This window comes from Psychrobacter maritimus, assembly GCF_029953575.1.
GTDB classification, from domain to species: domain Bacteria; phylum Pseudomonadota; class Gammaproteobacteria; order Pseudomonadales; family Moraxellaceae; genus Psychrobacter; species Psychrobacter maritimus.
In genome coordinates this window covers 2,548,995-2,561,537 of sequence record NZ_CP124526.1, presented here as the reverse complement: position 1 = coordinate 2,561,537, position 12,543 = coordinate 2,548,995, and the positions used below count along the sequence as shown (strand labels likewise).

Below are 12,543 nucleotides of genomic sequence, written 5' to 3'. Positions count from 1 at the left end.
AAAGCAGTACGCTAGCGCAATTTATAATTTAAACTATTTTGATAAACAAGGACCCCTTATGCCTAACAGTAACCGCCCAAAAACTGGTCAAGAAGCATTAGCGCTGCTTAAAGAAGGAAATGTACGTTATGTGGAGAGCTTGACCAGTACTGACCCCTGTATGCAAAAACGTCCCGAGCTAATCAGCGATCAAGACCCGTTAGCGATTATTTTGGGCTGCTCGGACGCACGTGTGCCGGTTGAGATTGTATTTGATCAGGGCTTGGGCGATTTGTTTGTCATACGCGTGGCGGGCAATGTGGTTGCGCCATCGCAAATTGGTTCGGTTGAGTTTGCCGCCGAAAAATTTGGCACCAAATTGGTGGTGGTGCTTGGGCATTCGCATTGCGGTGCGGTAACCGCATGTGTTGAGGCGCTGATTAATCCTGAGCAAAACTACTCACCAAACTTACAATCAATCGTTGATCGTATCCGTCCCAGCGTCTATAACTTGCATGAGCTTGCCACTGCCAATGGTCAAGATGTCGATGCAGATGAGCTGGTCGATCGCTCTATCCGTGCCAATGTACGCATGTCGGTTAGCCAATTAAAACATGGTTCGCGCGCGCTAGAAGACCTCACCAATAGCGGTCAGCTGCTTGTTGTGGGTGCCGAGTATAATTTAGAGACAGGCAAGGTACGGTTTTTAGATGTTTAATAGACATTTAGCATTAAATGTCTATCATAGTTAGGATACGGCTGGCTGATACGCGATAACATCGAAACCGTATCCACTATTAACGATTAAAAATACTGAAATATTGGGGAAATTATGACTGATTCAGAAAGCTTAAATAGCAATCAAGCCACTAATAATCAAAAATCCGTAGCCCAACCTGCAAGCAGCGTAAAAACTGACGGTGTTCAACCGATTTCAGCTCAAACCACAGGCTATACGTTTAATCATACGATGCTGCGGGTAAAAGATCCTGCTAAGTCATTGGCGTTTTATACCGGCGTCTTAGGAATGACCTTATTGGCGGTAAAAAAATTCCCAGCGATGGGTTTTGATTTGTACTTTTTAGCCAAGCTGACTGAAAGCGAGCGTGAAAACTTGCCAGCTGGTGCTGATTTAGAGATTTTTGCCTTCCGTCAACGCGGTATTTTAGAATTGACTCATAACTATGGTACCGAAACCCAAGCGGATTTTAGTTATCATGATGGCAATGCTGAACCGCAAGGTTTTGGTCATATCTGCTTTAGTGTGCCCAATTTGGATGAAGCAGTTGCTTGGTTCGATGAAAATAACGTTGAGTTTAAAAAACGCCCAGATGAGGGCAGTATGAAAAATATCGTCTTTATTAAAGATATTGACGGCTACTGGATTGAAATCGTGCAAGCAGATTTGATGGGCTAATTTTTTAAAGGTTTGATAAACCTATTAATAAGATGGATTATCTAAACAAGTTTGTAGGTTTGAGAAATCACCAATAAAAAAGCCGCTATTGTTAAAATAGCGGCTTTTTTATTGGTGATAGCAAAGGCTCATTAGTCTTTTTTCACTTTAAAGTCGGTATGGCATGATTTACAGCTTTCACCCACTTGACCGAATGCTGGTAGGACCTGCTCCATACTGGTCGCTGTTTGTGCCACGGTATTTAATTCAGTAGTGGCTTTTTGAAAGTTATCTGCTTTAGTACGGAAACCATCAACGTCGCTCCAAACCGCTTCAGTAGCGTTACCAGTCGCTTTTTGGTTTTCAAAATGGCTCCAAGGACTTGCTGAGTCTTTCGCTAAAAATGCCGCTTGTTCTTTAAATACTTCGGCATCAAATGTATCAGGTGCTTCAGCCATATCACCCATGATACCCATTGCATCACCCCAGCTTTTCATGCTGTCTTGGCGCGCTTTAACGTCAGGGTCAACTGGCGTGCTACAAGCCGTTAGACCTAAAACAGCTGCCATTAAGGTGATGCCAACGATAGACTTAAATGATTTGTTATTAGAAACCTGTGCCATCTGTATTGCTCCTTTATACGTGGCTAATAAAAAGGCGCCGTAGCATCTTCATGCTCGCCACCTGATTAAATTGCGACTATTAGAATAAATGTTATGTTGTTGTTTTAAGTATTAAAGACGACGATATCTGCTCTGTACTTAATAGCTTGTTTTTAATCCATATCGCTGTTGCTTAAATAACAAGGGTCAGCATCTATCGCTGACCCTTATTGTTTTATAGCTTATATAGATTAAAAATAACCTATTACTGATGTAAACATTGATGCCGTCTGTGGTTTATTATGCCAATGATGATTACAAAGTCAACCAATCACGAGGTTTTAAATAAAAATCGGTCAATTCAAACTCAGGCGACCCTTCAGTAGGCTCAAAGCGATAATGCCAGCTAGCAAGCGGTGGCATGCTGACTAAGATAGATTCGATGCGTCCATTACTCTGTAGCCCAAACAGGGTGCCGCGGTCATAAACGAGGTTATATTCGACATAGCGTCCACGGCGATATAGTTGAAATTCGCGTTGGGCTTCGGTGTAGGGAGTGTTTTTACGCTGCTCAAAGATGGGCAATATACCTTCAAGGTAGCCATTGCCGACCGCCTGCATAAAGTTAAAGCAGGTCTCAAAATCCCAGCCACGACTCTCAAGATTGACGTCATCATAAAACAGGCCGCCGATACCGCGCTGCTCATCACGATGACGCAGATGGAAATATTCATCACACCATTGTTTAAAGTCAGGATAGACGCTATCGCCAAAGGGAGCGCAAAGGTCATGACAGACCTGATGCCAATGCACGCAGTCAGCAAGTACTGGATAAAATGGCGTCAAGTCAAAGCCGCCGCCAAACCACCAAATGGGGTCTTCGCCCTCTTTTTCTGCTACGAATAAACGCACGTTGGCATGGCTGGTTGGGACGTTGGGGTTTTTAGGATGCACGACCAGTGAGACACCCATTGCTTGCGCTTTACGACCAGCGATATCAGGATGGCGCGCCGTTGCCGAGGCGGGCAAGTTCTGCACATGAATATGACTAAACATCACTCCCGCTTTCTCAATCACCTCGCCATCTGCTAAAACACACGAGCGACCGCCGCCGCCTTCAGGACGCTCCCAATCATCAGGTACAAAGGTTGCTGGCTTATCATTGCTACTGCCATCACGCTCTTGCGCTTCTAATGCTTGACAGATACGGGCTTGCAAATCGACCAGAAACTCACGCACACGCATGATGTCGTTATGGGTCGGCGTCGTCGTTGCATTTGACATTGACATAGAATCTGTTGTGAGAGGATTGGTATTACTCTCTATATTTGGCATACTCATAAAATATCTAATTATTTACTATTTATTAAGGTGTAAGGCAGTATTAAAGTCTTTATCTAGTAGATGACCCATACGATCGCGTTTGGTTGCTAGATATTCAGCATTCATATCGTTAACCCCAACCAATAATGGCACTCGTTCAACGACATCGATACCATGCTGCGTTAAGTAAGCGACTTTATCGGGGTTATTGGTAATCAAGCGTACGCTATCAACACCGACATGGGCAAGCATCGGTCCGCACATATCATAAACGCGCGCATCAGCCGGTAAGCCTAACATGAGATTGGCATCTAAGGTATCATGACCTTGATCTTGCAAGGCATAAGCGCGGATTTTATTGGTCAGACCAATCCCGCGACCTTCTTGACGCAGATATAATATCGCCCCGCAGCCAGTCTCTTGTATCGCGTGCATGGCAGTGTTCAGCTGTGGACCGCAGTCGCATTTTAGCGAGCTAAAGGCATCACCCGTGAGACATTCCGAATGAATACGTATCAGCGGGATGAGGGGCTCTGCTGGCGCCGCGCCTTGTTGGTTTAGCGCCGTATCAGCCTGATTTACAACATCAGCTTGATTGACCACAGGTAAACCCACGGTAAGCATGACATGCTCTTGACCGTCTTCATTTTCAAAGATATGAATATCAAACTCGCCGTGACGAGTAGGTAGTTTGGCAGTAGTAATAAATTGATATGACATTAATGTCCTGCATAAGCCGATCATCGTGGCGCTAGAGGTCTATTTAAGCTTTGTGGTATCTGTTAAAGCTTTATAATAATAGCTAAGGTATTGCCTAGGCGCTGCTGATTTAATTAGCAGGTGGCTGATATTTATTGGAAAAACACACAAAGTTCACAGACGGCGCACGATGATTAAAGCGACAATTAAAAATAAATGCTATTATGCCATACTATTTTGACGGATACAGTGACAAGTCTTTGCCCTTACATTACTATGTCGTCACCAAGGTCCGATATGTATGCAAAATCATTGAGCATGGTAAACATTGTCATTAAGCATCATCATTAAACATTGCCATGATTTATAACAGCATTGATAACCATCTTTAGCATTATAAGATTAAAAGTAACGCCTTATATTAGATCTCTTGCATAAGTCATTGCTAGCCCTTGATACTCCGTTAGCGGAGGTCAATAAAACGGTACTTTTGCAAGAGTTCTATTAAATAGCGTATTTTTCGTTATTCACAGCTATATTAAAAGCTGTATTAATAATTATATAGCCTGTGGTATCAAGTGTTTTATGATGCCGAGCTATTATTAACGCCACTTAGACAGTTGCTAGTACCAGTTGCTAGTAATAGCCACTGTCTAAGGTAGCATCTTGTCAGCAGATTGGTAGGTATCGTACGTTCTATGCAGCAGTCAACTCATTCCCCACAGTCTAAGTCATTATCTGCGTCAGCCATTGATTCTGCTGCACCGCTATCAAATCTGCAGCAAACGTATGCAGCAATTCCACGTGAGCGTCCAATTACGCCGCTGCTTGATACGGTAGACGCACCGATTGATTTAAAAGCGTTTAGCGAGAGTCAGCTAATCACCTTAGCGGATGAACTACGGCTTTTTTTGCTTTATTCAGCCGGTCAAAGTGGCGGTCATTTTGGTGCTAATTTAGGCGTGATTGAGTTGACCATTGCGCTGCATTATTTGCTAGATGCGCCGCAAGATCAGATTGTCTGGGATGTAGGTCATCAAGCCTATGCCCATAAAGTATTGACCGGTCGCCGTGATAAGCTTGGCACCATTCGCTCAAAAGACGGTTTGACCGCTTTTCCTGAACGCGCCGAGTCGGTCTATGATACTTTTGGGGTTGGGCATTCATCGACGTCTATCTCAGCAGCTTTGGGTATGAGCTTAGCGCTTCGTTACCAAGGCATTAAACAAACGGTTGCCTGTATTATTGGTGATGGGGCGATGACCGGTGGCATGGCTTTTGAAGCGATGAATGACGCCGTACAACAAGATGCTGATTTGCTGGTAATTTTAAATGACAATGATATGTCAATATCTTGCTCTATCGGTGGCTTCTCGCGGCATTTAGCGACGCTATGGGAATCAGGTTATCAGGTTGATATCTCTGATGCAGGCGAGCCAGTACTGTGCAAGCGCCCTGATATGCAAGCCTTTGATCGCCGTAAGCGTCATAAAGAGCTGCGTGATGTCCCGCAATTAGAAGACAATTTATTTAAAGCAATTGGTTTTACCTATTTTGGTCCATTTGATGGGCATGATATTCCTGAGCTGCTGCGCGTACTATCGCTTGCCAAGCAGTTAAAAGGCCCTGTTTTAGTCCATATTTATACCACTAAAGGTAAAGGTTTTGCGCCTGCCGAATTAGATCCAGTCGGCTATCACGCTATCAGTAAATTACCTGCTGAAGATAGCCAGAAGGAAGCAGTAAAAGACAGTTTAACAACCAGCACACCGCTCTTAAAATACTCGCAAGTATTTGGCCAGTTTTTATGTGACAAAGCTGCTACTGACGAGAAATTGCTTGCCATTACCCCAGCGATGGAAGAAGGCTCGGGAATGATTGAGTTTGCCCGTCAATTTCCTAAGCGCTTTTTTGATGTGGCGATTGCTGAGCAACATGCGGTGACTTTAGCCGGTGGGATGGCAACCCAAGGCGTCAAACCTATCGTCGCGATTTATTCAACCTTTTTGCAGCGCGGCTACGATCAACTTATCCATGATGTGGCTTTGCAAAATCTTGATGTGATGTTTGCCATTGATCGCGCCGGTTTGGTCGGTGAAGACGGCGCAACCCATGCAGGGGTATTCGATTTTGCTTTTTTACGCTGCGTGCCTAATATGCTGATTGCCGCGCCAAAAGACGAAAACGAATGTTATCACTTGCTTAATACTTGCTATGAATATCAAGGCTGTACAGCAGTGCGCTATCCGCGTGGTGTTGGTACAGGTGCTGTTATAGAGCAGCCCGTACAAGTTTATCCCATTGGCAAAGCAGTGGTAGAGTCGGTATTAGGTCAAGATGACGCCCCTAATAAATTGGCATTATTAACCTTTGGTACGATGGTTGCGACGGCTCAGCAAGCGGCAGAAAGCCTAATTAACGATAATATAAAATCACACTGTCAGGTACATGTGGTGAATATGCGCTGGGTAAAACCTTTAGATACCCATTTGCTTGAAAGCTTAATCGAGCAAGGCATCACCCATATCGCGACGCTAGAAGAGCATATGATTATGGGCGGCGCGGGCAGTGCGGTAAATGAGTATTTACTTAACGAATCGCCAGCCTTCAAAAATAGCCACCCAGTTATCTGTAATATCGGTATCTCTGATCGCTTTATCGCCCATGGTTCGCCAGCAGAACAAATGGCTGATTGTGGTCTAGATGTTGCAGGGGTCGTCAGCCAGCTCCAGCAATTGCTAAAATAAAACACTATCATTCATAAAAAATTGCTAAAATAGCGGATTGAAAAATAAAGCATGTCTGCTTTCTTGCTTAGATCTCGCTTAAACCTCGCCTACTTGCCGTAGGTGTGAATTATTTGACAACTTGGGCGGTACAACTGCGGGCAACCATATATTTGGTTTGCTAGGCGGCTATGGGTTTTTATTAATTATTACTATGCGTCAGTTTTGAAGCAGATTTTATTTTTCGTACATTTTATAAGTCACATCTCTTAAGTAGTATTCATTCATCAAGCAAATAGGTTATTTATGGAACCCATGGTCGTCATCGCAGCGCGTGCTGCTGAAAAAGTCGGTAAAGAGATTTTATATGCGCATCAAAACCGCCACAAAATCGAGCTAGATATCGAGTCAAAAGGACTTGATGGTTTGGTCACCCGTATTGATCGTTTCAGTGAAGAGCTGACGATTGAGACCCTAAAAGCCAGCTATCCAAATCATTCGTTCTTGGGTGAAGAGTTTGGTATGCAAGAAGGTCGCGGCGAAGATGCTGATTGGTGCTGGATTATTGATCCGTTAGATGGCACCAAAAACTTTGTCCATGGTGTGCCGCAGTTTTGTGTATCTATCGCTGTGCAACATAAAGGCGTTACCCAACACGGCGTCATCTATGATCCTGTCCGTGATGAGATGTTTTCTGCCAGCCGTGGTAAAGGCGCGCGTCTAAACCAACGCCGTATCAACGTTAGTGAGCGTAAAACGATTGATGGTGGTTTATTTACTACCGGTCATCCGCTTGAGCGTAAACGCAATGGTGAAGTTATCTCTTATGCCAAGCAGCATTTTGAGAGCTTACAGAAAATCTCTGAAGAAGGTGGTCAAGTTCGCCGTTTAGGTTCAGCTGCGCTTGATTTGTGTTATGTGGCTGCTGGTCGTTTTGACGGTTATTTTGAGATGTCTATTAAGCCGTGGGATATTGCTGCCGGTGAGCTAATCGTGACCGAAGCACGTGGCGTGGTGGTTGACCATACAGGCGCGCACAACTCGATGACCTCAGGCTCTATTTTCGCTTGTAACATCAAACTATTAAAACCATTGATGCAAGTGGTTGTCCCAACTTGGGGTGATGCGTTTTAAGCACCGCCTAAGCGTCAACTCTAAGCATCATCTAAGTATAGTTATTGAGACAACTTAATATTAAAAAGCTGGTTCCGTTATGGAGCCAGCTTTTTTGTTTTGTTATTACCTTTATGGCTACTTTTATCTTCAACCGTAATCCCTTGGAACTCAAGTTCTTTACTGGTGCGCTCCAACAGCTGTAACTCTTCTTCTATTAATATCAGCATATCCTGCACGTGCGGCAAGGCTTTACTACAAGCGGTAATCCCAAACTCAATCTTGTCCAAGTAGCTGGCAAGGGTGATGTTCATCGCTTGACCGTTGAACACAATAGAGGCTGGGTATAAAGACTGCAGGCGCGCGCCATTCCAATAAAGCGGTTTTTCCGAACCGGGTACATTTGAGATAATCAGGTTAAATGCTTGCTTTTTAGGAAACAGACCGGTTGCCAAATTGATGCCTTCCCATGCATAAGAGACGACACTGTAATTGATAACCTGCGCTTGATTCATACGGCGGAAGCGGCGTTTACCATTGTTCATACTGCGATGAATTAGCTCGATTCTGCTGAGTGGATCGTCTAAATGTGTGCCTAAATTGGCCAGTACAAATGACAACTGATTGCCAGCAACGCTATTATCGGTACGTAATGACATCGGTACAAAAGCAATCAAGGGCTTACTCGGTAGCGCGTCTATCGATAGTAAATAGCGACGAATAGCACCAGCACAAACAGCAAGCACCACATCATTTTTACTGATGTTTAAGCGCTCAGCTATATCATTAAAGCGCTGTATCTCATACGACTGGGCAGCAATGCGCCGTGAGGCTGAAATACGTTTATTAAGCACACTCATCGGCGCGGCAAAGGTGCTGACATAACTGTCGTCGCCATAATTTTTTAAATTATCGAGCAATTCTGTAAATACTGGCTTAATGGTAGAAACTTGCTCTTTAAGGATGCCTAAAGCAGAACGCTCTTTAGGCAAAATCGCATCAACTTGGTTGCGATGGCGTGCCATTAACGACCAGATTGGTAATGTAACCGGTTCGGTCGGTGATTGAGATAAGGATTTTTTGACCAGTCGCATAGCTGCGATGCCATCAACCAACGAATGGTGGATTTTAAAATATAAAGCAAAACGCTCAGGAGCGCCTTCGTTTTCTGGCTCAATACCTTCAATGACGTGACATTCCCATAGCGGCATCGCACGGTCTAAGAGACGGCCATGCTCTCTTGAAACGTACATCAAGAGCTCACGTACACGGGCGGGCTTTGGTAGTGCCACATGATGCAAGTGATGCTCAACATCAAAGTGCTTGTCTTTTTTCCAGAATATTAAATGCTCGAGCACTTGGTTAAAAGGAAAGGTTGGCGGCACCTCAGAGTGTTGCATTTGTTTAACCAATTGACAGACAAAACTGTTATCCGCATTTTGTGGTAATTCGAATAGGAATAGACCCCCAACATGCATGGGTTGTTTACGCGACTCAAGAAGTAAGAACAACTGGTCGACTGCTGTGAGAAGTCGCATAATAAATCCTTTTATGACGATGAATGAAAAATGGCAATAAAATAAATAGGTGTTCAGTTAAACAAAGGTAAAGCATAACTAGGATAAAGCATTTAGCAAAAACGATTAAAAACCTAAAAGTAGTCACAAAAATATCTTAATATAAAAAGTATGGGTCACGGGACTTTTATTATTTAATTATGCCATAACCCATATTTTTAGCGGCTTAAGCTTATAAAAACAAGAAAATTATAGGCTAAAGTTTAAAAGCTTAAGCTAAAAAACTACTGAAAAAAGTATCCGGTCTGCGGCGAGCTAGCAGCAGCCATTTTGCGCATCGGCATACGACCCGCCAAAAATGCCTGACGTCCTGCCCAAATAGCATGTTTCATAGCATTTGCCATCATCACTGGATTTTGCGCATTGGCAATGGCTGAGTTCATTAGCACGCCATCACAGCCAAGCTCCATGGCAATCGCGGCATCAGAAGCAGTACCGACGCCAGCATCAACCAATACCGGTACATTGGCATTTTCGATAATGAGACTTAGGGTATGGCGATTGAGCAAGCCAAGGCCAGAGCCAATCAAGCTACCAAGCGGCATAATCGCCACGCAACCCATGCTCTCTAATTCTTGAGCGACAATAGGGTCGTCAGAGGTATAAACCATGACCTCAAAGCCATCATCGATTAACACTTTTGCCGCTTTTAAAGTTTCCATCACATTTGGATAAAGGGTCTTTTCATCGCCCAAAACTTCTAGCTTAACCAGATTATGCCCGCCTAATAGCTCGCGAGCAAGCTTACACGTCCGAATCGCGGTTTCGGCATCAAAACAGCCTGCGGTATTGGGCAAGATGGTATATTTATCCGGTGAAATGACATCTAATAAATTTGGCTCATTGCTATTTTGACCAATATTGGTACGGCGAATAGCAACGGTGACAATCTCAGCTTCTGAGGCACCAATAGCCGCACCCGTTTCAGCCATGTCTTTATATTTACCGGTACCGACCAACAATCGAGAAGAAAATGTACGACTGCCGACAGTAAAAGTATCTTTTGACAAGGTATCTTGTGAAAATGACTGAGCGTTGGCAGGAGAGTTTGCGGCTTGTGACATAAGGATAATCCTAATAGCGGGCGAACAAAGGTGACTAATGACGTAGTGAACAAGGTGACAAAAAGTAATGAGCAAAAACTGGCATCAATACTAGCAATGATTAACACAGAATAATTAAACAAACAATAATTAAATATAGCTAGTCATCATAGGATAAATAGAGGCTTGTGCTGTCTTGAGCCTCATCATACTGATGCTTAAGCGACAAAGCGATAAATCACATGAAAGCCTTGCTACTTGTATAAAACAAAATGTTATTATAACAAACTCATGCGCGCTTACTGACAATCTTTACCCAGTTTAACGATTTAGGTAGGCGGCTTTAAACAGTCAAGTCAGTAGTATTTTTTAGCATGTATTAGATTGTGTTTTCAAGGCTGTTTTCAAAGCCATTTTCAAAGTTATTTTATAAGCTGTTTTTTAAGTTCTTTTTTAAATTAACCACTCACTAGGTCGTCTTTATGCTGCAGCTGCCGTACAGTTTTGCAAAACGCCATCAAATTTTGGCCATTCTTGCTATTGATCCTGAGTTGCCACCGACCTTGGTGTTGACCAAAACCACGCCACTGTCCGCCATTAATGAGGCGGTGCGTTTTTTACAGCAGCAAGGCGTGCGCGGTGTGCCAAATTACGAAAGTATCAGCGCCGATGACTTCGAAAAACGCATGAATGCCGCCTATGCCGGTAATACGGGCGAGTCGCAGCATATTGCCGCTGGGCTTGAAGACCATCCTGACCTCGATAGCCTGGCCGATAGTGTTCCTGAAACGGAAGATTTGATGGATCAGCAAGACGATGCGCCAATTATTCGTCTGATTAATGCGCTGTTGTCTGAAGCGATACGTTTAAATGCCTCAGATATTCATATTGAAACTTTTGAGAAGCGCTTAGTGGTACGCTTTCGTGTCGATGGAGAGCTAAAAGAAATTATCACGCCAAAACGCCAATTGGCGCCGTTACTGGTCTCGCGTATCAAGGTCATGGCTAAGCTAGATATCGCCGAAAAGCGTGTGCCGCAAGACGGTCGCATCAGTTTAAGACTGGCAGGCCGTGAGGTCGATGTACGGGTATCGACCTTGCCATCGAGCTTTGGTGAGCGCGTGGTCATGCGTTTATTAGATAAGCAAGCCGGTCGTCTCAATATGACTTATCTCGGACTGTCTGATAATGACTATAGTGAGCTTAAGCGCTTAATCCATCGTCCGCATGGCATTATTTTGGTGACTGGACCGACCGGTTCAGGTAAAACCACTACGCTCTATTCGGCATTAACCGATTTAAATGACCAAACCCGTAATATTTTGACTGCTGAAGATCCGATTGAATTTCAGCTCGATGGTATTGGTCAGACGCAGGTGAATAATAAAGTTGATATGACCTTTGCTAAAAGTTTGCGCGCCATGTTGCGGCAAGATCCAGATGTGGTGATGGTAGGTGAGATTCGTGATTTAGAAACCGCCGAAATCGCCGTGCAAGCGTCTTTGACAGGGCATTTGGTATTATCGACACTGCATACCAATACCGCCATCGGTGCGGTCACACGTTTGCAGGACATGGGCGTAGAGCCATTTTTATTATCGTCATCGCTGATTGGTGTCGTCGCTCAGCGTTTGGTACGGACGTTATGCACACATTGTCATAGCTGGCAGGCTGCCGATAATGAACAGGCCAAATTATTTACTGAAATTGGCATGCCATTAGACTCTAAAAGCTTGGCAGCTGAGGTCATCAATTTACCCAAGCCAGTGGGCTGTGATAAATGTAATAATTCAGGCTTTAAAGGGCGGACGGCGATATATGAAGTGGTACCGATTGACGATACCTTGCGCCGGATGATTCATAGCAACACCGCTGAGTACGAGCTAGAAGAATACGCCCGTCAGCAGACGCCATCGATACGAGCTGATGGACTACGCAAAGTCATAGAAGGTCGGACGACGTTAGAAGAAGTGCTGCGGGTAACCAAAGAAAGCGCCCTGACTGATGATGCTATTATTGTATAAAAAAACGATTTTATAAAGAAAAACGGTTATTGAGTCAAAAGTCAGGACAATTGGCTCAATA

General features: G+C 44.0%; 10 protein-coding genes. 5 read left to right on the top strand and 5 right to left on the bottom strand.

All coding sequences use genetic code 11. The features are described 5' to 3' along the window. Positions 1-58: 58 nt before the first annotated feature. Positions 59-697, top strand: coding sequence for a carbonic anhydrase (locus QJS82_RS10880; RefSeq protein WP_201619048.1), 639 nt, complete (start codon positions 59-61; stop codon positions 695-697). A gap of 114 nt (positions 698-811) precedes the next feature. Next, positions 812-1,396 carry a lactoylglutathione lyase gene (gloA, locus tag QJS82_RS10875; protein WP_281490491.1) on the top strand — a complete coding sequence of 195 codons (585 nt, stop codon included), beginning with the start codon at positions 812-814 and terminating at the stop codon, positions 1,394-1,396. A gap of 131 nt (positions 1,397-1,527) precedes the next feature. On the opposite strand, the gene QJS82_RS10870 is transcribed toward gloA, so the two are convergent. The 3 genes from QJS82_RS10870 to ribA all read right to left on the bottom strand — a co-directional run bounded on the left by QJS82_RS10870 (position 1,528) and on the right by ribA (position 4,020). Next, positions 1,528-1,998, bottom strand: coding sequence for a c-type cytochrome (locus QJS82_RS10870; protein ID WP_281490490.1), 471 nt, complete (start codon positions 1,996-1,998; stop codon positions 1,528-1,530). Positions 1,999-2,292: 294 nt separating this feature from the next. Then, positions 2,293-3,261, bottom strand: coding sequence for an oxygen-dependent coproporphyrinogen oxidase (gene hemF, locus QJS82_RS10865; protein ID WP_201619119.1), 969 nt, complete (start codon positions 3,259-3,261; stop codon positions 2,293-2,295). 75 nt (positions 3,262-3,336) lie between these two features. After that, positions 3,337-4,020 (bottom strand): GTP cyclohydrolase II, encoded by a 684-nt coding sequence (gene ribA, locus QJS82_RS10860; protein ID WP_281490489.1) that lies wholly within the window; start codon positions 4,018-4,020, stop codon positions 3,337-3,339. Between the two features lie 677 nt (positions 4,021-4,697). Between ribA and dxs the strand changes: the two genes are divergently transcribed. Both dxs and QJS82_RS10850 read left to right on the top strand, forming a co-directional pair. Continuing rightward, complete coding sequence (dxs, locus tag QJS82_RS10855) at positions 4,698-6,746, top strand: 1-deoxy-D-xylulose-5-phosphate synthase (protein ID WP_281490488.1); 2,049 nt, start codon at positions 4,698-4,700, stop codon at positions 6,744-6,746. 285 nt (positions 6,747-7,031) lie between these two features. After that, positions 7,032-7,859, top strand: a complete 828-nt coding sequence (locus QJS82_RS10850; RefSeq protein WP_201562429.1) for an inositol monophosphatase family protein — start codon at positions 7,032-7,034, stop codon at positions 7,857-7,859. 77 nt (positions 7,860-7,936) lie between these two features. Here QJS82_RS10850 and QJS82_RS10845 read toward each other — a convergent pair whose 3' ends face one another. Then, the gene (locus QJS82_RS10845; protein WP_281490487.1) at positions 7,937-9,376 is read right to left on the bottom strand and encodes a WS/DGAT/MGAT family O-acyltransferase; all 1,440 of its coding nucleotides are present in this window, start codon (positions 9,374-9,376) and stop codon (positions 7,937-7,939) included. A gap of 263 nt (positions 9,377-9,639) precedes the next feature. After that, positions 9,640-10,479 (bottom strand): thiazole synthase, encoded by an 840-nt coding sequence (locus tag QJS82_RS10840; protein ID WP_281490486.1) that lies wholly within the window; start codon positions 10,477-10,479, stop codon positions 9,640-9,642. A gap of 461 nt (positions 10,480-10,940) precedes the next feature. Between QJS82_RS10840 and gspE the strand changes: the two genes are divergently transcribed. Continuing rightward, positions 10,941-12,482, top strand: coding sequence for a type II secretion system ATPase GspE (gene gspE, locus QJS82_RS10835; protein ID WP_281490485.1), 1,542 nt, complete (start codon positions 10,941-10,943; stop codon positions 12,480-12,482). The last annotated feature ends 61 nt before the right edge of the window (positions 12,483-12,543 follow it).

Excerpts from the sequence above, each read along its gene's own strand:
- QJS82_RS10870 (WP_281490490.1), bottom strand. The coding sequence starts at position 1,998 with ATGGCACAGGTTTCTAATAACAAATCATTTAAGTCTATCGTTGGCATC.
- ribA (WP_281490489.1), bottom strand. The coding sequence starts at position 4,020 with ATGTCATATCAATTTATTACTACTGCCAAACTACCTACTCGTCACGGC.
- QJS82_RS10845 (WP_281490487.1), bottom strand. The coding sequence starts at position 9,376 with ATGCGACTTCTCACAGCAGTCGACCAGTTGTTCTTACTTCTTGAGTCG.
- QJS82_RS10850 (WP_201562429.1), top strand. The coding sequence starts at position 7,032 with ATGGAACCCATGGTCGTCATCGCAGCGCGTGCTGCTGAAAAAGTCGGT.
- gspE (WP_281490485.1), top strand. The coding sequence starts at position 10,941 with ATGCTGCAGCTGCCGTACAGTTTTGCAAAACGCCATCAAATTTTGGCC.
- hemF (WP_201619119.1), bottom strand. The coding sequence starts at position 3,261 with ATGTCAAATGCAACGACGACGCCGACCCATAACGACATCATGCGTGTG.
- QJS82_RS10880 (WP_201619048.1), top strand. The coding sequence starts at position 59 with ATGCCTAACAGTAACCGCCCAAAAACTGGTCAAGAAGCATTAGCGCTG.
- QJS82_RS10840 (WP_281490486.1), bottom strand. The coding sequence starts at position 10,479 with ATGTCACAAGCCGCAAACTCTCCTGCCAACGCTCAGTCATTTTCACAA.
- dxs (WP_281490488.1), top strand. The coding sequence starts at position 4,698 with ATGCAGCAGTCAACTCATTCCCCACAGTCTAAGTCATTATCTGCGTCA.
- gloA (WP_281490491.1), top strand. The coding sequence starts at position 812 with ATGACTGATTCAGAAAGCTTAAATAGCAATCAAGCCACTAATAATCAA.